This window comes from Pseudomonas sp. GW531-T4, assembly GCF_017349615.1.
GTDB classification, from domain to species: Bacteria; Pseudomonadota; Gammaproteobacteria; order Pseudomonadales; family Pseudomonadaceae; genus Aquipseudomonas; species Aquipseudomonas chlororaphis_I.
On sequence record NZ_JACMZT010000020.1, the window covers coordinates 76,007 to 99,397 of the forward strand.

The 23,391-nt window shown below is 65.6% G+C and carries 21 protein-coding genes; 10 read left to right on the forward strand and 11 right to left on the reverse strand.

All coding sequences use genetic code 11. From position 1 onward, the window contains the following. Window positions 1-60 precede the first annotated feature (60 nt). Window positions 61-693 (forward strand): TRAP transporter small permease, encoded by a 633-nt coding sequence (locus J4D28_RS17515; RefSeq protein WP_009048539.1) that lies wholly within the window; start codon window positions 61-63, stop codon window positions 691-693. Continuing rightward, entirely contained in the window at window positions 693-1,976 is a 1,284-nt protein-coding gene (gene dctM / locus J4D28_RS17520) for a C4-dicarboxylate TRAP transporter large permease protein DctM (protein ID WP_009048540.1), read from the forward strand. Before J4D28_RS17515 ends, dctM begins: the two co-directional genes overlap by 1 nt. A gap of 176 nt (window positions 1,977-2,152) precedes the next feature. On the opposite strand, the gene J4D28_RS17525 is transcribed toward dctM, so the two are convergent. The 3 genes from J4D28_RS17525 to J4D28_RS17535 all read right to left on the reverse strand — a co-directional run bounded on the left by J4D28_RS17525 (window position 2,153) and on the right by J4D28_RS17535 (window position 4,061). After that, entirely contained in the window at window positions 2,153-2,770 is a 618-nt protein-coding gene (locus J4D28_RS17525; protein WP_009048541.1) for a DNA-3-methyladenine glycosylase, read from the reverse strand. An 86-nt stretch (window positions 2,771-2,856) separates the two neighbouring features. Continuing rightward, window positions 2,857-3,591 carry an arsenical resistance protein ArsH gene (gene arsH / locus J4D28_RS17530; protein WP_009048542.1) on the reverse strand — a complete coding sequence of 245 codons (735 nt, stop codon included), beginning with the start codon at window positions 3,589-3,591 and terminating at the stop codon, window positions 2,857-2,859. Beyond that, complete coding sequence (locus J4D28_RS17535) at window positions 3,591-4,061, reverse strand: arsenate reductase ArsC (protein ID WP_009048543.1); 471 nt, start codon at window positions 4,059-4,061, stop codon at window positions 3,591-3,593. Before J4D28_RS17535 ends, arsH begins: the two co-directional genes overlap by 1 nt. Before the next feature lie 270 nt (window positions 4,062-4,331). Between J4D28_RS17535 and J4D28_RS17540 the strand changes: the two genes are divergently transcribed. Next, window positions 4,332-5,042, forward strand: coding sequence for an isoprenylcysteine carboxylmethyltransferase family protein (locus J4D28_RS17540; RefSeq protein WP_232291005.1), 711 nt, complete (start codon window positions 4,332-4,334; stop codon window positions 5,040-5,042). Window positions 5,043-5,099: 57 nt separating this feature from the next. Here J4D28_RS17540 and J4D28_RS17545 read toward each other — a convergent pair whose 3' ends face one another. The 6 genes from J4D28_RS17545 to J4D28_RS17570 form a co-directional block, all read right to left on the reverse strand. Further along, entirely contained in the window at window positions 5,100-5,435 is a 336-nt protein-coding gene (locus J4D28_RS17545) for a hypothetical protein (RefSeq protein ID WP_009048545.1), read from the reverse strand. A gap of 58 nt (window positions 5,436-5,493) precedes the next feature. Further along, on the reverse strand, window positions 5,494-7,575 hold the full coding sequence (locus tag J4D28_RS17550; protein WP_009048546.1) for a hypothetical protein: 2,082 nt from the start codon (window positions 7,573-7,575) through the stop codon (window positions 5,494-5,496). Then, on the reverse strand, window positions 7,568-8,341 hold the full coding sequence (locus J4D28_RS17555; protein WP_009048547.1) for a DUF2182 domain-containing protein: 774 nt from the start codon (window positions 8,339-8,341) through the stop codon (window positions 7,568-7,570). The genes J4D28_RS17550 and J4D28_RS17555 overlap by 8 nt, the downstream gene beginning before the upstream one ends. A gap of 10 nt (window positions 8,342-8,351) precedes the next feature. After that, complete coding sequence (locus J4D28_RS17560; protein ID WP_028682343.1) at window positions 8,352-9,836, reverse strand: tyrosinase family protein; 1,485 nt, start codon at window positions 9,834-9,836, stop codon at window positions 8,352-8,354. Between the two features lie 265 nt (window positions 9,837-10,101). After that, entirely contained in the window at window positions 10,102-10,419 is a 318-nt protein-coding gene (locus J4D28_RS17565) for a hypothetical protein (RefSeq protein ID WP_103331357.1), read from the reverse strand. 515 nt (window positions 10,420-10,934) lie between these two features. After that, a complete protein-coding gene (locus J4D28_RS17570) occupies window positions 10,935-11,516 on the reverse strand; it encodes a hypothetical protein (protein WP_009048550.1) in 582 nt (193 codons plus the stop codon). 544 nt (window positions 11,517-12,060) lie between these two features. On the opposite strand from J4D28_RS17570, the gene J4D28_RS17575 reads away from it, so the two are divergent. Beyond that, window positions 12,061-13,392, forward strand: coding sequence for an MFS transporter (locus tag J4D28_RS17575; RefSeq protein ID WP_103331356.1), 1,332 nt, complete (start codon window positions 12,061-12,063; stop codon window positions 13,390-13,392). Here J4D28_RS17575 and J4D28_RS17580 read toward each other — a convergent pair. Beyond that, window positions 13,389-14,297 carry a LysR family transcriptional regulator gene (locus J4D28_RS17580; protein WP_103331355.1) on the reverse strand — a complete coding sequence of 303 codons (909 nt, stop codon included), beginning with the start codon at window positions 14,295-14,297 and terminating at the stop codon, window positions 13,389-13,391. The genes J4D28_RS17575 and J4D28_RS17580 overlap by 4 nt on opposite strands. Window positions 14,298-14,405: 108 nt before the next feature. On the opposite strand from J4D28_RS17580, the gene mdlC reads away from it, so the two are divergent. The 6 genes from mdlC (at window position 14,406) to J4D28_RS17610 (ending at window position 22,348) form a co-directional block, all read left to right on the forward strand. Continuing rightward, window positions 14,406-15,992 (forward strand): benzoylformate decarboxylase, encoded by a 1,587-nt coding sequence (gene mdlC / locus J4D28_RS17585; protein WP_028682345.1) that lies wholly within the window; start codon window positions 14,406-14,408, stop codon window positions 15,990-15,992. Window positions 15,993-16,083: 91 nt separating this feature from the next. After that, on the forward strand, window positions 16,084-17,517 hold the full coding sequence (locus J4D28_RS17590; protein ID WP_103331354.1) for an MFS transporter: 1,434 nt from the start codon (window positions 16,084-16,086) through the stop codon (window positions 17,515-17,517). A gap of 9 nt (window positions 17,518-17,526) precedes the next feature. Then, on the forward strand, window positions 17,527-18,465 hold the full coding sequence (locus tag J4D28_RS17595) for a ketopantoate reductase family protein (RefSeq protein ID WP_103331353.1): 939 nt from the start codon (window positions 17,527-17,529) through the stop codon (window positions 18,463-18,465). 75 nt (window positions 18,466-18,540) lie between these two features. Beyond that, window positions 18,541-20,016: an aldehyde dehydrogenase family protein gene (locus J4D28_RS17600; RefSeq protein ID WP_103331352.1), complete on the forward strand. Its 1,476-nt coding sequence runs from the start codon at window positions 18,541-18,543 to the stop codon at window positions 20,014-20,016. 126 nt (window positions 20,017-20,142) lie between these two features. Continuing rightward, on the forward strand, window positions 20,143-21,396 hold the full coding sequence (locus tag J4D28_RS17605) for an OprD family porin (protein WP_103331351.1): 1,254 nt from the start codon (window positions 20,143-20,145) through the stop codon (window positions 21,394-21,396). 238 nt (window positions 21,397-21,634) lie between these two features. Next, complete coding sequence (locus tag J4D28_RS17610) at window positions 21,635-22,348, forward strand: GntR family transcriptional regulator (protein ID WP_009048558.1); 714 nt, start codon at window positions 21,635-21,637, stop codon at window positions 22,346-22,348. Between the two features lie 6 nt (window positions 22,349-22,354). Here J4D28_RS17610 and J4D28_RS17615 read toward each other — a convergent pair whose 3' ends face one another. Continuing rightward, window positions 22,355-23,305: a PDR/VanB family oxidoreductase gene (locus J4D28_RS17615; protein WP_009048559.1), complete on the reverse strand. Its 951-nt coding sequence runs from the start codon at window positions 23,303-23,305 to the stop codon at window positions 22,355-22,357. Between the last annotated feature and the right edge of the window lie 86 nt (window positions 23,306-23,391).

Sequence of the window (23,391 nt, forward strand, 5' to 3'; positions counted from 1 at the left end):
GCGGCCCATCGGCAGCCGCTACCGGGCTGCACTCCACTGGCACTTTCGCGGAGAACCTCAATGCACAGGCTGAGGCGGTTCTGGGAACATTTTGAAGAGGCGTTCATCGCCTTCCTGCTGGCGGCCATGACGCTGGTGACTTTCGTCTACGTGGTGCTCAACAACCTGTACCCGCTGTTCTATGCCATCGGCGATGCCTGGGAAGGGGGCAGCACGCTGTTCCTGGGGATCGGCGACTTCCTCATGGAGCTGGCCCAGGAGATGGTCTGGAGCGTGGCGCTGACCAAGGTGCTGTTTGGCTGGCTGATCTTCTTCGGGATTTCCTACGGCGTGCGCACCGCCGGCCACCTGGGGGTGGACGCGCTGGTCAAGCTGGCCTCGCGCCCGGCCCAGCGCCTGCTGGCGGTGATCGCCTGCCTGTGCTGCATGGTCTACGCCGGGCTGTTCATGGTCGCCAGCTTCAAGTGGCTGATGGCGCTGATCCAGGCCGGCATCGAAGCCGAGGACCTGGACCAGTTCGGCATTCACCTGTCGCATATCGCGATGATCGTGCCCTTCGGTTTTGCCCTGGTGCTGATCCGCTACCTGGAAATCATGTGGCGCATCCTCATGCGCGGGCAGATCAACCTGGGCCTGGCCGATGAGGCGGCCGAGGCCAGCAAGCTTGCCAGTCACCACGAGGATCAGCACTGATGGCCATTCTCTGCCTGTTTCTGATGCTGTTCGTCTTCATGTTCCTCGGCGTGCCGATCGCCATTTCCCTGGGACTCGCCGGCGCCACCTCGATCCTGCTGTTCAGCCCGGACTCCCTGAGTTCCCTGGCGATCAAACTGTTCGAGACCTCCGAGGCCTACACCTTGCTGGCGATCCCGTTCTTCCTGCTGTCCGGGGCCTTCATGACCACCGGCGGCGTGGCGCAGCGCCTGATCGATTTCGCCAACGCCTGCGTCGGGCACATCCGTGGCGGCCTGGCGATTGCCGCGGTGCTGGCGTGCATGCTGTTCGCCGCGCTGTCCGGTTCGTCGCCGGCAACGGTGGCGGCGGTGGGCTCGATTGCGGTGGCCGGCATGGTGCGTTCCGGTTACCCACGGGAGTTCGGCGCCGGGATCATCTGCAACGCCGGGACCCTGGGCATCCTGATCCCGCCGTCGATCGTGATGGTGGTGTACTCGGCGGCCACCGAAACCTCGGTGGGCAAGCTGTTCATGGCCGGGGTCGTCCCGGGGCTGCTGCTGGGCGTGATCCTGATGGTGGTGATCTACATCGTCGCGCGGGTCAAGAAGCTGCCGGCGCAACCGCGGGTGTCGTTCCGCGAATGGCTGAGCACCGCGCGCCGGGCCTTCTGGGGCCTGCTGTTGTTGGTGATCATCCTCGGCGGCATCTACAGCGGCCTGTTCACCCCGACCGAGGCGGCGGCGGTGGCGGCGGTGTATTCGGCCTTCGTCGCACTGTTCGTCTACAAGGACATGCGCCTGCGCGATTGCCCGAAAGTGCTGGTGGAGTCGGGCCGGCTGTCGATCATGCTGATGTTCATCATCGCCAACGCCATGCTCTTCGCCCATGTGCTGACCACCGAGCAGATCCCGCAGCAGATCACCACCTTCGTCATGGATGCCGGGCTGTCGCCCATCGGCTTCCTGCTGATGGTCAACGTGGTGCTGCTGGTGGCGGGCAGCTTCATGGAGCCCTCGGCCATCGTGCTGATCCTGGCGCCGATCTTCTTTCCGATCGCCATGAAGCTGGGCATCGACCCGATCCACCTGGGCATCGTCATGGTGGTCAACATGGAGATCGGCCTGGTGCATCCGCCGGTGGGCCTGAACCTGTTCGTCACCTCGGCGGTGACCGGCCTGAGCCTGGGCCAGACCATCCGCGCGGCGCTGCCGTGGCTGATGATCCTGCTGGCATTCCTGATCCTGGTGACCTACGTGCCGTTCATTTCCCTGGCGCTGCCGAACTGGTTGGGGATGAACTGAAACGCTGGGTGTACATGGTCTCTGTAGGAGCCAAGCTTGCTGGCGATGAGGGCCTCCGGGGCGATGCTGTTCTTGAGATCGTCATCGCGGGCAAGCCTCGCTCCTACGGGGGCGTGGTGCGGAATCGAGATGGACACGTTTCTGTGGGCGCCAGGCTTGCCGCGATCAACCCTCGTTCACCGCGCCGGCACCCGCCACAGATACCAGGCCGCCACCGTGCGGTGCGGGCGCAAGGACAGGCCGATCTCGATCATCTGCTTGCGCGTCGGCTGCCGCTCCAGGCCCTTCAGGCGGCGGTAGCCTTCGCGCACGCCGAAGTCGTCGGCGGGCAGGATGTCCAGGCGTTCCAGGCTGTAGATCAGCAGCATCTCCACGGTCCAGCGACCGATGCCGCGCAGGCTGGTCAGGCGCTCGATCAGCGCCTCATCGTCCATGGCCCGGGCCGCTTGGTAATCCGGCACCGCACCGCTCAAGGTCGCCTCGGCAATACCACGAATGGTGGCGATCTTGCCGGCGGAAAAACCGCAGGCACGCAACTGCTCGAAATCGGTGGCGAGGATTTGTTCGGGAGAGGGGAAGGTTCCTTGCCCATACAAGCCAAGAAAACGCCCGAGAATCGCATCGCCAGCGCGGGCGTGCAGCTGCTGATAGGCAATCGCCCGCACCAGCGCCTCGCAGGGCTCGCGGGCCGGCTTGGCCTGGTGCAGGCACGGGCCGACCGCGTCGACATGACGAGCCCAGTCAGGGTCGAGCCCGGCCAGAAAGGCGCGGGCCTCAAGCAACGGATCGGGCATGGAAAGTCCTGGGCAATGGGCGTCGCCAGAGATTAACCAGCAATGCCCGGCGCTGCACTCGGTCTCTTGCGCTGGAATTGCCTGAGCTAGATCGAACGCTGATTGACCCGGCTGGACAGCGCCGCGGCGCTTTCCTTGCGTTCCGAGTAGCGGTCCACCAGCAGGTCGGCGCGGCCGCGCAGGAGCAGGGTGAACTTCATCAGTTCTTCCATCACATCCACCACCCGGTCGTAGTAGGGCGAGGCCTTCATGCGGTCGTGGTCATCGAATTCGAGAAAGGCCTTGGGCACCGAGGACTGGTTGGGGATGGTGAACATGCGCATCCAGCGGCCCAGCACGCGCAGCTGGTTGACCGTGTTGAACGACTGCGAGCCGCCGCAGACCTGCATCACCGCCAGGGTCTTGCCCTGGGTCGGGCGTACCGCGCCGAGGGTCAGGGGGATCCAGTCGATCTGCGCCTTGAACACCGCCGACATCGCGCCATGGCGTTCCGGCGAGCACCAGACCTGGCCTTCGGACCACAGCACCCGTTCGCGCAGTTCCTGGACCTTGGGGTGATCCACCGGCGCATCGTCCGGCAGCGGCAGGCCGCTGGGGTCGAAGATGTAGGTTTCGGCGCCGAGGAATTCGAGAATGCGCGCCGCTTCCCGGGTCAGCAGGCGGCTGAACGAGCGCTCGCGGGTGGAGCCGTAGAGCAGCAGGATGCGCGGTTTGTGCGCGGCGGTTGCCGGGGTTTCCAGATGCTCTGGCGCCAAGGCTTGCAGCAGCTCAAGGTCAAGGGCGGACAGCTGTTCTTCGCTGGGCTTCTGGTCGTCGTTCATCACAGCGCTCCGATGCGGTCGAGGGCATTTTTCAGCTCGGTGGGCGAAAGGTGGTCGAGGTCCAGGGCGAAGAAGGCGGCGAAGCGCTGGCGGATTTTCTGCACGGTCTGCTCGAAGGCGGCCTGGATCGCCTGCTCATCGCCCTGGACCTCCGAAGGATCTTCCAGCCCCCAGTGGCTTTTCAGCGCCGGGCCGAAATACACCGGGCAGGGCTCGCCACCGGCCTTGTCGCAGACGGTGATGACGATATCGGGCGGGTTGTCGGCGAAGACTTCCGAACCTTTGCTGTACAGGCCTTTGGTGCTGACGCCGGCCTGTTCCAGGGTGGCCAGGGCGCGGGCGTTGAGCGTGCCGCTGGGGAAGCTGCCCGAACTCACCGCGTGATGAGCGGCCGGCGCCAGATGGTTGAACAGGGCTTCGGAAAGAACGCTGCGGCAGCTGTTGGCAGTGCACATGAAGAGGATTTTCATCGGGGCTTCCGGGTAGAAGGATTGGGCCATGGGGTTAAACAGGCGTCACTGGCTTGAATATATGGTTATTCGAATATACGGATGCGAAGGCGCGTTGCCAAGCTGCCGATAGGGCCGGGCGACCGAACGCAAGCTGCGCGTCTCGGCCCGGATCGGGCAGGGGGTTTACCCGGTGTTCTATGCTTCAGGTTCGGCGCAGGCCGAAGAGGCCAGGCCTGTCCATGAGGTTTACCGGGCCAGGCTTTATCTCTCTGCCTATGGGTGAACGCTATGCAAACCCCTTCCACACCTCGGGATCCGGACCCGATGTCGCGCGGCACGGCCATCGCCTATGCGATCGGCCTGCCGCTGGCGCTGCTGGGATTGATCTTCCTGCCGGCCGGCACGATCACCTGGTGGCCCGGCTGGATATTTCTCGCCGTCATGACCCTGGGCTTTGGCGTTTCGGCCCTGGTGCTCGCCCGGGTCAACCCGGTGATCTACCGCGCGCGCAGCCGCTTCCAGGCGGGCACCAAAAGCTGGGACAAAAAACTGCTGGCGATCATCCTGCCGGCGATGGCGGCCGTGCTGCCGGTCGCCGCGCTCGATGCCGGGCGGCTGCAGGGCTCGGCTGTTCCGGCCTGGCTGGTGCTGGCGGGTTATCTGGCGGTGCTGGCGGGCATCGCAGTGACCGGCTGGGCGCAGGCAGTGAATCCGTTCTTCGAGCCGGGCGTGCGGATCCAGTCCGAGCGGCAGCAGCGGGTCATCGATAGCGGGCCTTACCGTTTTGTGCGGCATCCCGGGTATCTCGCCGCGCTGTGCCTGTTCTTCGGCATGGCGCTGGCGCTGGCTTCGTTCTGGGCACTGCTTCCCGCCGCGCTGGCGGCGGCGCTGCTGGTCCTGCGCACGTCATGGGAGGACCAGCTGTTGCAGGCCGAGTTGCCCGGTTATGCCGACTATTGCCAACGGGTGCGCTGGCGCTTGTTCCCCGGCCTCTGGTAATGGCAAGGAGGCGCCAGGGCATGGCGCCTCCGCGGTATGGCCAGGGCAATGTCGGGTCTACAGCAGTTGGTCGATCAACACCGCATTGCTATAGATCAGGCTGCCATCGCTGGCTCGATGCCCCACCAGATGGAACTGGCCGCGGCCGTGTTGCAGGTAGACGCGCATCCGGCAGTCGGACAGGGGGGTGTACCCCTCGGGCATGATCAGCTCCATGGTGTCCATGTCGACGTCGACCATGGCCTCCTGTTCATGGGTTTTCTGCAGGCGTTCCTCGGCTTCTTCCAGGCGCAGGTGCAGGGGACCATCGACGTAGAAATGGATCTCTCCCAGCGGCATGGATTTTTGCCCATCGCTGGACTTGCACCAGCCTTCGATCGTCAGGGCGCTCATGACGAGACCTCCATTGTGAATGTCGGGGCTTTGTGGCGCTGCCCCATTCTCAATGCCATCACTGTTCAGACCGCCGCGAGGGGCGGTTCGTTTCCTTGGCGGGCGCCTGGCGGGCTACCGCGGGTCGCGTCAGGTCTTCGCGGGCCGATGGCTGCAGGCGCCAGGCTTTTGCCAGCTTGCGGGCAGCCTTTTCTGGCAGCACCGTGGATCCGCTGTGCCGCACCGCCTTGGCATGCTCGGCAAGCCCTTCGACCAGTGCGGCCCATTCCGGCCGTGGGTCGTTGACATAGTCCCAGCCCAGCCCCAGCCAGGGGCAACGCCCACCGATCCAGGCCTGCACCGCGGGTGTCGCGCGCCGGATATAGTCGGGGGCCTTGGCCGCCTTGGGCCGGAGCGCGCGCGCCTTGACGGCCGGTATTTGCAGCTGTGGGGTGCCGTCTGGCTCCCGGGTCACCCGCATGGCCCCGAGCAAGGCGATGTCGAAAGGCACCGGCTGGCCCTGGGCGGCATAGAAATACGCCAGGCGCCGGATGCTGTCGTAGTCGGCAACGGCGCGGTACAGGTAGGCGCAGATCACCCCCAGCATGGGGTCGGCATGCTTTTTATGGCACACGCCGGCGGCGAACTGGTCGATGTCTTCGGCCTGTAGCCGGCCAGCGGCGAAATCGTCGATCGCGCCGAGCATCGCCAGGTATCTGTCGGGGGCCTTGGGCATTCCGTAGGCCTGGAAAATATCGCCGAGGGGGCTGGGCATCACCACGGCGTACTGACCCGCATAAGGCACCACCGGCGTGAAGGTGCCGTCGGCCAGCGCCACCAGGACCGGCATCCCCTGGGGATCGCTGGGGGCGTGGAACGTCTCGAACAGCGAGGTGCTGTCCAGTCGCTCGATCGGGTTGCGGGACAAGAGCTTCGCGCCCTCGCCGTAGACGATCAGGTTGGCCTCGCCGGGGTCGCCGATCTGTTTCATCCTGCGGCGAACCTCGGTGGCCGCGGACTGGCGCATCTCGGCGGCGGCATCCGCTTCCAGGCGCTGGACCAGCGCCTTGACCTTCTGTTTCTTCTCGGGAAAACGCGGGCTCTGCTGGCGCAGCACCACCAGATCTTGCAGCAACTCTTTGCTGGAATCGGGAATGCTGATCATCTGGTCGGCGGGAACTGCCAGGTCGTGCTGCTTGAGCCCGAAATCGGCGCCGAGCATGCGCTGGCGAAAGGCCGCGTCGCTGTGGACCCGCTCAAGGTTATGCTCGGCGGAATCCATCGGGCCGGCCGCCGGGGACGGCCCCATGGTGGCGGCGTTGCCCGCGGCCGGCCAGGGTTGCAACCCGGCGGGGCCCGGCAACGGCTGGGCGGTGTTGTAGAGCACGGCCGGCTCCGGATCGACCAGGCACTGCGGGTTGAGCTTGAGGCGATACTCCTTCGCCCGCTCGGTGGTGCGCGAGCGCACGCACATGCCGAGGGTCGCGGTGGTGATCAGGCCATTGCTGATGGCGGTCGGCTCGATGCCCCACAGCGCATCGGCGATCACCCCGGAGAACACGCATTTGCCCGGAGCGCCGGACATCGGCTCGGACACCATGTAACCCAGCTGTCCGTCCTGGCAGGCAGCGAGGCGATCGAACCTGGGGTTTTCCACTTGGGTGCCTTGCACGACGATCCCGCGCACCGCATCCAGTCGCGTCAGGTCGAGGTTCTTCGGCGCTTCGCGGCAGGCATCGGTGATCAGGGTGATGCGCTGCACGCCGTGCAGCAGCAACTCGGTGTAGAACGAGTCGGCCAGGACGCGGTATTTCTGGCGCAGCGAGTCGCTGAACAGCCAGGAGATCGAGCCGATATTCGCGTCGGTCAGGCCATGGCCGCAAAACGCCAGGATCAATTGCTCGACCACTTCGGCGCCCGCGGGGAACAGCTCGTCCACCGCTTGCTGCACCCGCTCGCGGGTGACCGGATTGCCCTGGCCGTCTATGGGGCCGTCGTCGACGATCCTGACGTTGTCGGCGCCGAAGCCCGAGCGCAACGCCCAGTCGCCGATCGAACGGGCGGCGAGCACGGCGCCGTCCAGGTAGGCGAAACGCAGTGTCTGGTTGGGTAGCGGCGTCAGCGTGCTCACGCCGATCGTCAGGCAGGTCCGTCTAGTCATGGGCGTGCGCCACCTTGCGCGTCATAAGGAGCCAGAGATCGAGTCGAGGGAGAATCACTGGCCAGTGCCAGCGCGGCCGATCGCCCGGTGCCAGGCGCTCGATCAGCATGATGGCCCCGGCCACCAGCATCAGTGGAATGTGCCAGGCCCCGCCCAGCAGTGGCACCAGCATCCAGGCCCAGCACGAAGCGATGCACAAGGCCCCGTGGGTTGCGCCGAACACCAGGTAATCGCGGTCGGCGGCCCAGCCGAACAGGCCGATCCGGCGCAGGCGGTGGCCACGGTTGAGCGCCGCGCGTTGCCACGGGCTGGCACTCCACAGCAAGGCAACCAGCAGGGCCGTGGCCAGCGCCGCGCCGGCGACGCTCAGTTGCAGCAGCAAGGCGAGCACCATCAGCAGCGGCCCGGCGGCCATCCATAAGATCGTGTAACCGAGCAGGAAGCCGAGCGCCGCACGGATGCGCCGGCGCGGCAGGCTGGAGTGCCAGACATGCAGGAGCGGCATCGCCAGCAGGGGCGGCATCATCGCCAGCAGCATCAGGGCCCAGTCCGCCAGCATCTGCTGCGCCGGGTTCAGCGCCAGTTCCGCTTTCAGCGCGGTGGGCCAGCTGGTGACGATGGACAGCCCACCTACAGCACTGCAGAAGGCGGGAAGGCTGCGGTGCCCGGCGGTGTAGAGGCACAGGGCCAGGCCCAGCCCGGCCGTCGCGAACAGCAACGGCCAGGGCGCCCGGGTGAAGCTGAGCAAGACCGGTCCGGGTTGCATGAGGCGTTACTCAGCTGACGATACCACTGCGCTTGAGCACGCTGATCCGCTCCACGGTCACCGGTTTGTCCGCCGAGACCTGCTCGCCCGGGACCAGGGTCACCCGCAGATAGTCCGGGTTGAAGTCGCCGGCATCGGTCAGGCGCTGGGCCAGGTCGGTGATGTCGATGGTATAGCCGAGCCCGTTGCCGCCGTGCCCACCGTCCGGGCGCGAGGCGACGTTCAGCCCGAACAGCGTCAGGCTGCCGGCATGGCACTCGGGATGCTGCTGCGGATCGCTGTCTTTCGGCAGGTTGATGTAGACCGCAAGCTGCGGCGAGGGCGCGGAGCCGCGCACCGATTCCAGCGCCAGGTAGAGCCGGGTCACCGGCTGGCCCAGGTCCGTCGCGCCCATCGCGGCGATGCCGGTGCTGGTGGCCTGGCGGTCGAGGTCGACCTGGGTGCGTACTGGCGAGCCGCCGACCGTGACCACCGATCGGTTGGCGCCGATCGGTTCGATGTTCTGTTGTTCCGGCGCACCCATCTTGACCCGTGTCACAGCCTCTACTCCTGGTTTCACGCCCGTGCCGATGCTCAAGTCGGCATAACGCGGATGCAATTTGCCATCCTTCAACGTGTCGCGGCCGGTGAATTTCATGCCAGGGTCACCGCCACCGACCGCCGGCATGATGAAACGGCGGTCGGCCGGACCGTCGAGCCAGCGCGGATCACGGACCATGGTCTTGCCCGGGGTGTTCATCCAGGCTTCCCAGAGTCGGTCGACGTTGCAATGGTGCAACCAGAAGATCGGGTCCAGGGCGGCGAGGTACGGGTCGGCCATGAAGCCTTCGCCACCGCCGATCAGGCGATGCACGGTGTTGTGCGGGTTGTTCTCCAGGTCGCCGGTCCAGCGGGCGAACTGGGCGAAATTGCCGGTGACCCCGCCACCGAAGCCGATGCTGCCGTCATTGCCGACCTGGAAATCGTTCTCCTGCATCGCCGCCAGGCTGAAGGCATCGAGGGAGTTCGGCCGCAGCGTGGTAAAGCCCTGCCGGCGAGGGTATTTCTTCAGCGGGTTGGGGCTGCCGTCCGGCAGGGTGTCCGCCAGGAACGCCTCCGGGGCCCGCCGCGCATCCGGGTTTTTGCTATTGAGGTAGTTCCAGTACGGAAGCGCCCAGTCGTCGCCCGTCAGTTCCTTGACCTTGGCCGCGACGATCGCCTCGAAGGCCGCCAGGTAACCGCGGTGCCAGGACAGGAAGTACCAGCTGCCGTGCTGGCACTGGCTGCCGTAGGTAAAGTTGGTCAGGTCCTTGGGAACCGGATCGGAATCGCCCAGGACATTGACCTCGACCCACAACTGCCGATCGAAGCCGTGGATGGCGCCGAGGAATTTCCAGCTGTTGCGGTTGGTGATCGGTAGTTTGTCCAGTTCGCGCATGGCCAGCGCGTAATTGAGCAGGACCTTGTTGTCCCATCCGGAGCCGAGTGTTGCCACATCCTGTCGAATCGTGTTCATGAATGCACCTTCCTTGCAGCATCAGGCCAGGTGGCGCGTGTGGCGCCACACCCCTCGCAATCCTTTGCCGCTGGCGACTTCATGTTCACGGCGGAACTGCGCTCATGAGGCCCGCTGTGCTGGTGCGCGCCTCTGCGAAAATGAGTATAGAAGCCCGGCAAAAACGCCATGGCCGATTCCCGTTATCCCGATGAACGACACGGGTTTCGGCTCCTTAAGCAGACGGGCGGGGGATTGGCCTGGGTGTAATGGAAGGAACCTTTGTTCACAACGCCTGCAGCAGGCGCTGCAACTGCTGGTGTTCCCAGATACTCAGCAGCTTGACCGGGTCGGTGCCGTAGCGCTGCCAGGCGTCGAGCGTCCCGCCCCGGCCATCCGGCGAATGGCATTGCTCGCAATGGCTCAGGGTCTGGCCATGGTTGACCAGGGTCAGGGTCCAGCCTTCGATATCGAGCCGCACCTGCCAGCTATCGTCCGCCAGCAAAACGCGGTGGCTCGATGGACCCAGGGTGCGGGTGCCGAGCGCCAGTTCCCTGAGTACCTGACAGATTTCCCGGGCGGTGAGGGTGGGGGTGCTTTGCATAGGGACGATCTCGGGCATGGACGGCGGCTATTTTGCCATTGTTGCCGGCCAGCATCGGGCGGGATGACTGATTTCTTGAGCCGAAAAAAATGCCCGTATCGCGCGATACGGGCATTTTCCATGAACCTCCACCTGGTCCAGGCGAGGCCATCAGCGGTATTCAGAGAAGGGGGCAAGGCTTACTTGGCGGACTTTCGCACGCTGGACGAACGCCAGGCCTTTTCTTCCCCTGGATGCTGCACGGTCAGGTAGGCCCTCACTCCCAGTCCCGCCAGACAAAAGACCATGCCTGCGATGAATTGAAATGTAGTCATGACATGCCTCCAAAACAATCAACCGAGGACCATCTCATTTAAGCGGTGCCGGGGCCAGCCGGAGTTGTTACAGGTTGTCTAAGGACGAGGTCATCCTGCTGATGCAGGAGGGCGTAACGGCAACGGTGCTGGTTCGGGGTTCAGCTGGTCGGCACCCGGGCTGGTACTGCGGCGGCGACTCGCCAATCCCGGCCGAGGATGTCAGAAGATCACGTCCCAGTCCTTGCGGGTAAAGGCGCTGATCTGGCTGTAGCGGCCACCTTCGGAGCCGATGTTCAGGTCGCCATTGAAATCGGGATAGATCACTCGCCCGCTGGACAGCGGCAGCAGCGCCACCTTGAGTTTCTCTTGCGGGCTGGAGGTGAACTTCAGGTCGTCAATGTTCGGTGCCATATGGGGCAGAGCATAACGTGCCCGCTTCAGCTCGCCGACATAGCTGTAGATCATCGGGGTCTGGTGGTCCTGGCCCCGGGGGCGGTAGGTCTGTGAGTAGCCGATGATGGTCAGGGTCCGGCCCTTGATCTCGACAAACATGAAGTCCGGGGTCTTCTCGGTGATTTTCGTGCTGTCTTCCAGCAATCGCATGGCTTCGACACCCGTGATCAGGCTGTTGTCTTCATGACCGCTACTGTCGTAGGCGTGAAAGCCGTTGAGCTCGGTCATGGCCCGGATCAGCAGCTCCTTGGACGGATCGGGGTGCATCCAGCGGATGGGGCGGTCGCAACCGCCAAGCAGCAACATGGGCAGGGCAAGCAGCAGGGCGAACAGCGGACGGCTAGTCATGGGGCGGGAGATTCCTTTCAGTGGATGATGCGCCTGGGAGCAGCGATGGGCATGGTCGCGCACCTCGGGCGGACTGTCATTCGGTAGATGACGGATTGTGCGGGTTGCCTACATAACGTTGAGGTTATTGGATCCACTAAATCGGGATTCTTTAGCCGCACACAGCCACAAGATCATCAACAGTCTGTGCCGGCTGAGTCTGGTCGATAATCGCCCGAAAAAATCGATAGATGATTGTTTTAATAAACGATTGATTTCTATTGAGTAAATAAAAGCATCTCAGTATTTCTCCATGGATTTCAGTCGTCTTTCCAGGGATTGGTTCAATCTCAGCTCTTGTTAATGGATCCACTGAATGATTGATTAGCCACCTGGCGATGGCGGGTCCCTCCCGACCGTCCCCCGATAAAAACTACAAGAAGGGTCTCGTCATGAATGGCTTATCAAGGGCGCGGAACTGCCTGGGTTCCGTCCGCCGTCTGTCTGTGTGCACGCTGCTGTTTTCCCTCTCGCTGTCGCCGCTATGCGCTGGGGAGGTGCGGTCATGACGCTCGACCTGAAGAGCCGCGTGGACAGCGGCCCGATGAGCGCCTTCCAATGCCTGGCCATCGGCATCTGCATTGTCTTGAACATGATCGACGGTTTCGACGTGCTGGTGATGGCTTTCACCGCGGCCTCGGTATCGGCCGAGTGGGGCTTGAACGGGGCGCAGGTCGGCCTGTTGCTCAGCGCCGGATTGTTCGGCATGGCGGCGGGTTCGCTGTTTATCGCGCCCTGGGCCGACCGGTTCGGCCGGCGTCCGCTGATCCTGTTCTGCCTGGCGCTGTCCGGGCTCGGCATGCTGCTCTCGGCCCTGAGCCAGACTCCCTTGCAACTGGCGCTGTTGCGCGGCCTGACCGGACTCGGTATTGGCGGCATTCTGGCCAGCAGCAACGTGATCGCCAGCGAGTATTCCAGCAAGCGCTGGCGCGGCCTGGCGGTCAGCCTGCAATCCACCGGTTATGCCCTGGGCGCCACCCTGGGCGGGCTGTTGGCGGTGTGGTTGCTGGGCCATTGGGGCTGGCGCTCGGTGTTCCTGTTCGGCGGTGCGGTGACCTGGCTGGTGATTCCCCTGGTGCTGCTGTGGCTGCCCGAATCCCTGGACTTCCTGCTTGCCCGCCGCCCGGCCAATGCCCTGGCGCGGGTCAATCGCCTGGCCCGGCGCCTGGAGCAGCCCGAGCTTGAACAGTTGCCGCCAGAGGTGCCCAGGCAACCCGGCGCGCCCAGCGGTTTCGGCCAGTTGCTGGCGCCGGCCATGCGCCGCACCACCTTGCTGATCTGGCTGCTGTTTTTCCTGGTGATGTTCGGCTTCTACTTCGTCATGAGCTGGACCCCGAAACTGCTGGTGGCCGCCGGGCTGTCGGCGCAGCAGGGGATCACCGGCGGGGTGCTGCTCAGCGTCGGCGGGATCTTCGGCGCGGCGCTGATCGGCGGCCTGGCCTCGCGCTGGCCGCTGGGCCGGGTGCTGGCGCTGTTCATGCTGATCACCGCCGGCCTGCTGGTGCTGTTTGTCGGCTCGGCCTCGTCGATTGCCGCGGCGCTGGGCCTGGGGCTGCTGATCGGGTTGTTTTCCAACGGCTGCGTGGCCGGCCTCTATGCGCTGTCGCCGATGGTCTATGACGCCTCGGTGCGCGCCACGGGCGTTGGTTGGGGCATCGGTATCGGCCGCATCGGCGCGATCCTTTCGCCGACCGTGGCCGGCTTCCTGCTGGATGGCGGCTGGCAGCCGCTGCATCTGTACGGGGTGTTTGCCAGCGTGTTCGTGATCGCCGCCGGCTGCCTGTTGCTGCTCAAGCCGGCCCGGGCCCGGGCGCAGCCGGCGATGGCCGGCGTCTAGCCCTGGCTCTGGCCCTGGCCGCTGATGATGGCGTCGGCGATGGTGTCGCAGAACCAGCGCAGGGCGGCGGAGCTGTCGCTGTTGGGATGCCAGTTCAGGGACACGGCGAACTCGGCCACCGGGAACGGCAGTTCGAGCAGCTTCAGCTCGCCTTCATGGATGAACAGCCGGGCGATCTGCGCCGGCAGCACCGCCAGCAGGTCGGTGCCGGGAATGATTTTCGGCAGCACCGAGAAGTGCGGCACATGCAGGCTGATGCGCCGTTCCACGTTCATGTTTTTCAGCACGTCTTCGACATTGCCGTGGCCGGTGGTGCGGGTCACGGCGACGTGCCGTTCGGCGAGGAACTGTTCCAGGCTCAACTGCTGGTCGATGCGCGGGTGGCCGGTGCTGAGCAGGCACACATAACGCTCGTGCATCAGCACTCGGCTGCGGACGCCGGGGACCGGCTGGCGGCAGATCGCGGCATCGACCTTGCCGCTGGCCAGCCACTCGTCGACCTGGTCCACCTGCAGCGGCAGGACCTCGACTTCGGCCAGCGGCGCGTCCTGGTTCAAGCGCGCGAGGATCAGCGGCAGAAAGCCGATTTCGCCGAGGTCGGAGAGGGCGATGCGAAAGCGCCGCTCGGTGCTCGCCGGGTCGAAGTGGCGACAGCCCTGCACGGTGCTTTCGATGCGGGTCAGGGATTCGCGCAAGGGGCCATACAACTGCTCGGCGACAAAGGTTGGCTGGATGCCGTCGCGGGTGCGGCTGAACAGGGCGTCGTCGAACAGCTCGCGCAGGCGCGCCAGGCCATAGCTGACCGAGGGCTGGGTGACGAACAGGCGCTCGGCGGCCAGGGTCACGCTGCGGGCTTCGTAGAGGGTGACGAAGGTGCGGATCAGGTTCAGATCGATGTGGCTCATGGTGCCCCTGGGATATAGACAGGTCTTATTTTTGATAGAGATAGTATCGATTTGATCAATTTTGTAGCGGCTGCAAGAGTAACCCGAAATCCAATAACAAGGGTCCTTATGAAAACCGTTCACTCTGCGTCCTACGAGATTCTTCGCGAGCAAGGCCTGACCACCATCTTCGGCAATCCTGGCTCCAACGAGCTGCCGTTTCTCAAGGGGTTTCCCGAGGACTTCCGCTACATCCTCGGCCTGCACGAAGGCGCGGTGGTCGGCATGGCCGACGGTTATGCCCTGGCCACTGGCAAGCCGACCTTCGTCAACCTGCATGCCGCCGCCGGTACCGGCAACGGCATGGGCGCGCTGACCAATGCCTGGTACTCCCACAGCCCGCTGGTGATCACCGCCGGGCAGCAGGTGCGCTCGATGGTCGGCGTGGAAGCGATGCTGGCCAACGTCGATGCGGCGCAACTGCCCAAGCCCCTGGTCAAGTGGAGCCACGAGCCGGCCTCGGCCCAGGACGTGCCGCGCACCCTGAGCCAGGCGATCCATATGGCCAGCCTGGCGCCACGCGGGCCGGTGTATGTGTCGATTCCCTATGACGACTGGGCCTGCGCGGCGCCGGCCGGGGTCGAGCATCTGGCGCGGCGCCAGGTGGCCAACGCCGGCCTGCCTTCGGCGGCGCAACTGCAAGCGCTGGCCGAGCGCCTGGCGGCGGCACGTAGCCCGGTGCTGGTGCTCGGCCCGGATGTCGACGGCAGTGGCAGCAACGGCCTGGCGGTGCAGCTGGCGGAAAAACTGCGGATGCCGGCCTGGGTCGCGCCTTCCGCTTCGCGTTGCCCGTTCCCCACCCGTCATCCGTGTTTCCGTGGCGTGCTGCCGGCGGCCATCGCCGGGATCAGCCGCTGCCTGGCCGAGCACGATCTGATCCTGGTGGTGGGCGCCCCGGTGTTCCGCTACCACCAATACGCCCCGGGCGATTACCTGCCGGCGAACTGTGAACTGGTGCACCTGACTTGCGATCCGGGCGAGGCGGCGCGGGCGCCCATGGGTGATGCGCTGGTGGGCGACATCGCCCTGACCCTCGAAGCCCTGGTCAACGTGCTGCCACAGAGCGAGCGGCCGCTGCCGAGTGCCTTGCCGCTGCCGGCGCCGGTGCGCGAGGAGGGCGGCCTGCTGCGCCCGGAAACGGTGTTCGACCTGATCGACCAGCTGGCGCCGCGGGACGCGATCTACGTCAAGGAATCCACCTCTACCGTCGGCGCGTTCTGGCAGCGGGTGGAGATGAGCGAGCCCGGCAGTTACTTCTTTCCCGCCGCCGGCGGTCTCGGCTTCGGCTTGCCGGCCGCGGTCGGCGTGCAACTGGCGACGCCCGGGCGGCGGGTGGTGGCGATCATCGGCGACGGCTCGGCCAACTACGGCATCACCGCGCTGTGGACCGCCGCGCAGTACGGCATCCCGGTGGTGTTCATCATCCTCAAGAACGGCACCTACGGCGCGCTGCGCTGGTTCGCCGATGTGCTGCAGGTCAGCGATGCGCCGGGGCTGGACGTGCCGGGCCTGGACTTCTGCGCCATCGCCCGGGGCTACGGCGTGCAGGCGCAGCATGCCGCCACCGGCGCCGAGTTCGCCGCCGCCTTCAGCGCGGCCCTGGCCGGCAATCGCCCGGTATTGATCGAGGTGCCGACCCTGACCATCGAACCCTGATTCTCAAGGACTGAGCTTGCGCCGGGCTGCAGGCCCGGCAATGCCAACCGCGCCTTGCGCACACTCACCACAACAATAAAAAGAGGTGGCTATGAACACGACTTCGGTCAGTGAAGTGATGGAGGGGACGCCCCGGCAATCGCGGCCTGTTGCCGGCAGTGCCGATATCGGCACCTTGCTCGATGACGGGCCCTACACCGGGATGCAGAAGATCGTGGTGTTGCTGGCCGCGCTGTCGATCGTGATGGACGGTTTCGACGGTCAGCTCATCGGTTTCGCCATACCGCTGATGATCAAGGAATGGGGGATCACCCGCGAGGCCTTCGCCCCCGCGGTGGCCGCCGGGCTGATCGGCATGGGCATCGGCAGTGCCTGCGCCGGGCTGTTCGCCGACCGTTTCGGCCGGCGCATGGCGGTCATCGCCAGCGTGATCCTGTTCGGTACCGCGACCTGCGCCATCGGCCTCTCGCCGGATGCGCTGACCGTGGCGGCGCTGCGCTTTATCGCCGGGCTGGGCATCGGTGGTGCCTTGCCCAGCGCCACCACCATGACCGCCGAATTCACCCCGGCGCGCCGCCGCACCCTGGCGGTCACGGCGACCATCGTCTGTGTGCCCCTGGGCGGGATGCTGGCGGGGCTGTTCGCCTCCCACGTACTGCCGCTGTATGGCTGGCGCACGCTGTTCTTTATCGGCGGTAGCCTGCCCATCGTGCTGGGCCTGTTGCTGCTGGCGACCTTGCCGGAGTCGCCGCGTTTCCTGGCGCGCCGGCCGCAGCGTTGGGGCGAGTTGACCGCGCTGCTGGGACGCATGGGCCGACCCATGCCCGAGGGCGTGCGCTACACCGATGCGCTGGAGCAGAAGAGCGAGCAGCAGGGCGGCTTCCGTGCCTTGTTCGCCCCCGGCTACGGGCGCGATACGGTGGCGGTCTGGGTGGCGTTCTTCATGTGCCTGACCGCCGTCTACAGCGCCTTCAGCTGGCTGCCGACCATGCTCCTGGCCGAAGGCTTGCCGCTGGCGCTGGCCAGTTCGGGCCTTACCGCCTACAACCTGGGCGGGGTGATCGGCGCGCTGGTCTGTGCGGTCGCCATGACCCGCTGGGGTTCGTTCTGGCCGCTGCTGATCTGCTGCGCCGGCGGCGCAGCCAGCGCCTTCGCCATGCAGGCGGTGGACGTCGACCAGAACACCAGCCTGCTGATCTTCGGCTTTGGTGTACATGGCCTGTTCGTCAACGCCGTGCAGTCCACCCTCTATGCGCTGTGCGCCTTCATTTATCCCACCGCCGTGCGCGCCACCGGCACCGCATCGGCCCTGGCCTTCGGGCGCATGGGCGCGATCCTCAGCGCCTTCGTCGGCGCCACGGTGATCACCCAGGGCGGCGCCCACGCTTACCTGACGTTGCTCGGAACGGTGATGGTCTTGGCGCTGATCGCCCTGGTGCTGGTGCGCCGCCATATTCCCCGGCGGGTGCCTGGATCAGCCCGGGCCGACAAGCAGCACCTTGCCGATCAACCCTCACAGCCATAAGGAGGTTCGATGAACATCAGCATTCTCGGAGCAGGCGCCATGGGCTCGCTGTTTGGCGGCCTGCTGGCGGAAAGCGGGCAGCAGGTCACGCTGCTGGACATCAACGACGCGCACCTGGAGGCGATCCGCCGCCAGGGATTGCGCCTGGAGACCGACAGCGGCGACCGACGCATCGGCGGCCTGAGCGCCTGCCGGCCAGAGCAGGTAACGGGCCAGCCTGACCTGCTGCTGGTCTTCACCAAGGCCCAGCACACCGACAGTGCGCTGCGCAGCATTGCCGGCCATATCGGCGAGCACACGCGGGTGCTGACTTTGCAGAACGGCCTGGGCAACGCCGAAGCGCTGTGCCGCCATGTCGCCCCGCAGCGGGTGATGATCGGCATGACCACCTGGCCCGCCGACATGGCCGGGCCTGGCCATGTCCGCTCCCATGGCCAGGGCGTGGTCCGGCTGATGTCGCTGGAGGGTGTCGAACGCCAGGCCAGCAACCAGGTGGCCGCGGTGCTGGAGGCGGCGGGGCTGCAATGCGCGGTGGACCCGCAGGTCTGGACCTCGATCTGGGAGAAGGTGGCGTTCAACGCGGCCTTGAACAGCCTGTGCGCCGTCACCGGCTGCACGGTGGGGCAACTGGATGCCGCGCCGGAAGGCGTGGCGCTGGCCCGGGCCATCGTGCTGGAGGTGCTCAGCGTCGCGCAGTCGGTGGGGGTGGCAACGGATGCGCAGCGCTGCCTGGAGACGGTGGCCTATGCCATCGCCCACCACCGGACGCACAAGCCGTCGATGCTGCAAGACGTGCTGGCCGGACGGCCCACGGAAATCGGCGCGATCAATGGCGAGGTCCTGGCCAGGGCGCGCCAGGCCGGCATCGCCGTGCCGTACACCGAAACCCTGCTGGGGCTGCTGCGCCTGATCGAGGCTCGGGCGGCCACCGGAGGCGGTCATGAATAACCCTGCAAACCCGGTTCGACGCCCTGAGTCGCGAGCCCCTCTTTCCTGTGAGTCCTGCCTTCGAGGAGCTTTGTCATGAGTGAGTCCCCAGCTGTCTACAGCGATCTGCACCTGCAACCCATCGCCGGGGAATGGCGCGCCGGCGCCGCCGGCAAAACCCTGGCGGTGAGCAACCCGTTCGATGGTGCGCTGTTGCTGGAAGTGGCCCAGGCCAACCGCGCGGACCTGGATGCCGCCTATGCCAAGGCCGCCGAAGTGCAGCCGCAATGGGCGGCGCTCGGGCCGTCGACGCGGGCGGCGGTGCTGCATCAGGTGGTGGCGGTGTTCGACCGGCGCCGCGAGGAAATCGTCGACTGGATCATTCGCGAGTCCGGCAGCACCCGGCTCAAGGCGCAGCTGGAGTGGGGCGCGGCGCGGGCCATCGCCCTGGAGTCGGCGTCGTTCCCGGCGCGGGTTCACGGGCGCATTCTCGAGTCCGATGTGCCGGGCAAGGAGAGCCGGGTCTATCGCAGTGCCCTGGGGGTGGTCGGGGTCATCAGCCCGTGGAACTTCCCGCTGCACCTGACCCAGCGCTCCATCGCCCCGGCGCTGGCTTTGGGCAACGCGGTGGTGGTCAAGCCGGCCAGCGATACGCCGGTGTGCGGCGGCCTGCTGCTGGCGAAGATTTTCGAGGAGGCCGGCCTGCCGGCGGGCGTGCTCAGCGTAGTGGTGGGGGCGGGCGGCGAGATCGGCGATGCCTTTGTCGAACATCCGATTCCCTCGCTGATCACCTTCACCGGTTCGACCCCGGTGGGTCGTGGTATCGGCCGTATCGCCAGCGGCGGCGCGCACCTCAAGCATGTGGCCCTGGAACTGGGCGGCAACAGCCCGTTCGTGGTCCTGGCCGACGCCGACCTCGAACAGGCGGTGAGCGCAGCGGTGTTCGGCAAGTTCCTGCACCAGGGGCAGATCTGCATGGCGGTCAACCGGATCATTGTCGACGATAGCCTCTACGACGCCTTCGCCGCGCGCTTCGTCGAGCGGGTCAAGGGCCTCAAGGTCGGCGATCCGCAATCGATCGAGACGGTCATCGGCCCGGTGATCAATGAGCGGCAGTTGCAAGGCCTGCGCGAGAAGATCGAACTGGCCCGCCGCGAAGGCGCCGAGCCGCTCTACGAGGGCGGGGCCCAGGGCAACCTGCTGGCGCCCCATGTCTACGGCGAGGTCACAGTCGACATGGATCTGGCGCGCAATGAAATCTTCGGCCCGCTGGTGGGCCTGCTGCGCGCGCGGGACGAGACCCATGCCCTGGAGCTGGCCAACGCCAGCGAATTCGGCCTGTCCAGCGCGGTGTTCAGTCGCAACCTGGAGCGTGGGGTGAACTTCGCCCGACAGATTCGCGCGGGCATGACCCATATCAACGATATCCCGGTGAACGACGAGGCCAACGCGCCCTTCGGTGGGGAAAAGAACTCGGGGCTCGGGCGCTTCAACGGCGACTGGGCGATCGACGAATTCACTCGCGATCACTGGATCAGCGTGCAGCACTCGGCGCGTCGTTATCCCTTCTGATGCGTTGAGCTGACGATCTCGCCCGGCCCCTGAACAAGGCCGGGCATTCTTGCAGCCGATAGGAGGCGGGCCTGGAGCGGCCTGTCGGGGAACGGCTGCGCCTATGCAAAGCGGAGAACAATAATAATGAACACCCCTCACTGCATCCTCGCGCGTTCGCTGGCCGCGGCTTCATTGGCACTGGGCACGGGCCTGCCGGCCTGGGCCGAAGAAGGCGGCTTTTTCGACGACGCCAAGACTGACCTGGTGCTGCGCAACTATTACTTCAATCGGGACTTTCGCGACCCGGGGGCGGCCAAGAGCAAGGTCGAGGAATGGGCCCAGGGTTTTATCCTCAAGTTCAATTCCGGCTACACCCCGGGCGTCGTCGGGTTCGGCCTGGACGGCATCGCCATGTTTGGCGTCAAGCTCGACAGCGGGCGCGGCACCAGTGGTTCGGAGCTCTTGCCAGTGCACGACGACGGGCACGCGGCGGACAACTACGGCCGCGCCGGCGTGGCGGCGAAAATGAGTATTTCCGCCACTGAATTGAAGGTTGGCGAGTTGCTGCCGGACATTCCGCTGCTGCGCTACGACGACGGCCGGCTGCTGCCGCAGACCTTCCGCGGGGCGATGCTCGATTCGCGGGAAATCGCCGGGCTGGGGTTGCAGGCCGGGCAGTACCGTTCGGTGAGCCTGCGCAACTCCTCGGACATGCAGGACCTCTCGGCCTGGGCCGCGCCCGGGGTGACCTCTGGCGGCTTCACCTATGCCGGCGCCGAGTACCGCTTCAACCAGCAGCGCACGCTGGTCGGTGCCTGGCATGCGCAGCTGGAAGACATCTATCAGCAAAGCTACTTCAACCTGCTGCACAAGCAGCCGGTGGGCGACTGGGTGCTGGGGGCGAACCTCGGTTATTTCATCGACAAGGATGACGGCCAGGCGCGCATCGGCGAGATCCGGAGCCGCACTGCCTATGCCTTGCTCTCGGCTTCAACCGCCGGGCATACCCTGTACCTGGGCTTGCAGAAGGTCAGTGGCGACAGTCCGTGGATGTCGGTGTATGGCAGCAGCGGCCGGACCCTGGGCAACGACATGTTCAACGGCAACTTCAGCAATGCCGACGAGCGTTCCTGGCAGGTGCGTTATGACTACAACTTTGCCGCCATGGGCGTGCCGGGGTTGTTGGCCATGGTGCGCTATGGGCATGGCGAGAATGCCACGACCAAGGTCGGGAGCAATGGCAAGGAGTGGGAGCGGGATACGGAGGTGGGGTATACCTTTCAGAGTGGGAGTCTGAAGAATCTCAGTGTGCGGGTGAATAACGCTACCAATCGGCGCAGCTTTAACAGCGACTTTGATCAGACTCGGGTGATTGTCAGCTATCCGTTGTCGTTCTGAACCTTCCAGCTCCGTCGCGGGTAGGCGCGGCCGGTCGACGCTCGATTGTCCACGATGATGTCTGTTTTGGCGCTGCCGTTTTGATGGCGTACATGTCATGGCAGGCACGTTTGCAGGCTTCTGTAGGAGCGAGGCTTGCCCGCGATGGTGTTCGTGAGGTCGCCACGCCGGTATCGGCATGCCGCCAACGCAAGGCTTGCGGTACTATGGCGGCCCACGTTTTCTGGAAGTTGCCTGGATGAGTAAGCCCGGTCAATTGGTGCTGGTCGCGCTGCGCAAGATGATCGCCTCGGGCGAGCTGGCGGCGGGGGAGCGGTTGATGGAGATCCCCACGGCGGAGCTGTTCGGGGTGTCGCGGATGCCGGTGCGCATGGCGTTTCGTACCCTGGAGCAGGAAGGCCTGCTGGTGCGGTTTGGCGGGCGTGGGTTCCAGGTGCGCTCGGTGAGTGCCGAGGACATCGCCGGCGCGGTCGAGGTGCGGGGGGTGCTCGAGGGGCTGGCGGCGCGTCAGACTGCCGAGCGCGGTTTGTCGCAGGAGGCGCGGGCGGCCCTTGAGTTGTGCCTGGCCCAGGGCGACCAGTTGTTCGCCAAGGGTTATGTGACCGAGGACGACCTGGAGGTCTATCACGACCTCAACATGCGTTTTCACCAGGTGATTGTCGAAGGCAGCCACAACCCGGCGATCGCCGATGCCCTGGCACGCAACGATCATCTGCCGTTCGCCTCGGTGACCGCGCTGGCGGTGGATCGCCAGGACATGGCCCGCGAATACCGGCGCTTCAACTACGCCCATATGCAGCACCATTCGGTGTTCGATGCCCTGGTCAATCGCCAGGGCGCGCGGGCCGAGGCGATCATGCGTGAGCACGCCAACGCTACCCTGCGCTATGCGGAAATCTTCAGCAGCGCGGCGGCGGACGAGCGGATGAAGGTGATTCTCCGCCCCGCCTGAATCCCTTCAGATATCCAGCACCAGCAGCGGCGTTTTCGAGCGCGAGCAGCAGGGGGTGAACTGGTCGTTGCGCGCCTGTTCGTCCTCGGTGAGGAACAGGTCGCGGTGCTCCGGCACCCCCTCCAGCACCCGGGTCAGGCAGGTGCCGCAAATCCCTTGCTCGCAGGACATGGCAATCTCGATGCCATGGCTCTCGAGGACCTGCACCACGCTCTTGTCCGCGGGCACCGCAAAGACCTGGCCGCTGCTGGCGACCTTGACCGAGAAACTGCCATCGGCGCGGGTGTCGACGGGGGCGGCGGCGAAGTACTCGCGATGCAGGCAGGGCTCCTGCCAGCCCGCAGCCTTGGCCGTGTCCAGCACGTGCTGCATAAAGCCGCCGGGGCCACACACATAGACATGAACATCGTTGCGCGGCGTGGCCAGGACCTTGGCTGCGTCCAGCGCCGTCTCGGGTTCCTGGTCGAAATGCAGGAACACCCGGTCGGCAAAAGACGAGCTGCATAGACGCTGGACAAAGGCTGCGCGCTCCCGCGAACGGGCGCAGTAGTGCAGCTCGAAATCCGCGCCGCTGTGGGCCAGGCGTTCGGCCATGCACAGGATCGGGGTGATGCCGATGCCGCCGGCGAACAGCAGGCTGCGCCGGGCTTCGTGGGCCAACGGAAACAGATTGCGCGGTTCGCTGATAGTCAGCCGTGTGCCGGGGTGGATCTGCTCGTGCATGGCCAGCGAGCCGCCCCGTGAGGCCGGGTCCTTGAGCACGCCGATCAGGTAGCGATGGCGTTCTTCGGGGTGGTTGCACAGGGAGTATTGGCGGATCAAGCCGCCGGGCAGGTGCACATCGATATGCGCGCCGGCGCTGAAGGCCGGCAGCGGGCTGTCATCGGCACTGGCCAGCTCGTAGCTGCAGATGTCCTGGGCTTCGTCATTACGGGATACCACCACCACATCGATCATCGTCGGTCCTCCGAGTGCTGCCGCCCGTGGCGGTCACTTCTGTTTCTTTTGTTGGGTAAAAGGCTGGGTAAAGGGCAGGGCGCGGC

Bases quoted from the DNA above. Each gene is read 5' to 3' on its own strand.
- J4D28_RS17540 (WP_232291005.1), top strand. From the start codon at position 4,332: ATGCAAACCCCTTCCACACCTCGGGATCCGGACCCGATGTCGCGCGGC.
- J4D28_RS17560 (WP_028682343.1), bottom strand. From the start codon at position 9,836: ATGAACACGATTCGACAGGATGTGGCAACACTCGGCTCCGGATGGGAC.
- J4D28_RS17570 (WP_009048550.1), bottom strand. From the start codon at position 11,516: ATGACTAGCCGTCCGCTGTTCGCCCTGCTGCTTGCCCTGCCCATGTTG.
- J4D28_RS17615 (WP_009048559.1), bottom strand. From the start codon at position 23,305: ATGATCGATGTGGTGGTGGTATCCCGTAATGACGAAGCCCAGGACATC.
- J4D28_RS17550 (WP_009048546.1), bottom strand. From the start codon at position 7,575: ATGACTAGACGGACCTGCCTGACGATCGGCGTGAGCACGCTGACGCCG.
- mdlC (WP_028682345.1), top strand. From the start codon at position 14,406: ATGAAAACCGTTCACTCTGCGTCCTACGAGATTCTTCGCGAGCAAGGC.
- J4D28_RS17565 (WP_103331357.1), bottom strand. From the start codon at position 10,419: ATGCAAAGCACCCCCACCCTCACCGCCCGGGAAATCTGTCAGGTACTC.
- J4D28_RS17600 (WP_103331352.1), top strand. From the start codon at position 18,541: ATGAGTGAGTCCCCAGCTGTCTACAGCGATCTGCACCTGCAACCCATC.
- J4D28_RS17525 (WP_009048541.1), bottom strand. From the start codon at position 2,770: ATGCCCGATCCGTTGCTTGAGGCCCGCGCCTTTCTGGCCGGGCTCGAC.
- arsH (WP_009048542.1), bottom strand. From the start codon at position 3,591: ATGAACGACGACCAGAAGCCCAGCGAAGAACAGCTGTCCGCCCTTGAC.
- J4D28_RS17555 (WP_009048547.1), bottom strand. From the start codon at position 8,341: ATGCAACCCGGACCGGTCTTGCTCAGCTTCACCCGGGCGCCCTGGCCG.
- J4D28_RS17575 (WP_103331356.1), top strand. From the start codon at position 12,061: ATGACGCTCGACCTGAAGAGCCGCGTGGACAGCGGCCCGATGAGCGCC.
- J4D28_RS17610 (WP_009048558.1), top strand. From the start codon at position 21,635: ATGAGTAAGCCCGGTCAATTGGTGCTGGTCGCGCTGCGCAAGATGATC.
- J4D28_RS17605 (WP_103331351.1), top strand. From the start codon at position 20,143: ATGAACACCCCTCACTGCATCCTCGCGCGTTCGCTGGCCGCGGCTTCA.
- J4D28_RS17580 (WP_103331355.1), bottom strand. From the start codon at position 14,297: ATGAGCCACATCGATCTGAACCTGATCCGCACCTTCGTCACCCTCTAC.
- dctM (WP_009048540.1), top strand. From the start codon at position 693: ATGGCCATTCTCTGCCTGTTTCTGATGCTGTTCGTCTTCATGTTCCTC.
- J4D28_RS17515 (WP_009048539.1), top strand. From the start codon at position 61: ATGCACAGGCTGAGGCGGTTCTGGGAACATTTTGAAGAGGCGTTCATC.
- J4D28_RS17595 (WP_103331353.1), top strand. From the start codon at position 17,527: ATGAACATCAGCATTCTCGGAGCAGGCGCCATGGGCTCGCTGTTTGGC.
- J4D28_RS17590 (WP_103331354.1), top strand. From the start codon at position 16,084: ATGAACACGACTTCGGTCAGTGAAGTGATGGAGGGGACGCCCCGGCAA.
- J4D28_RS17545 (WP_009048545.1), bottom strand. From the start codon at position 5,435: ATGAGCGCCCTGACGATCGAAGGCTGGTGCAAGTCCAGCGATGGGCAA.
- J4D28_RS17535 (WP_009048543.1), bottom strand. From the start codon at position 4,061: ATGAAAATCCTCTTCATGTGCACTGCCAACAGCTGCCGCAGCGTTCTT.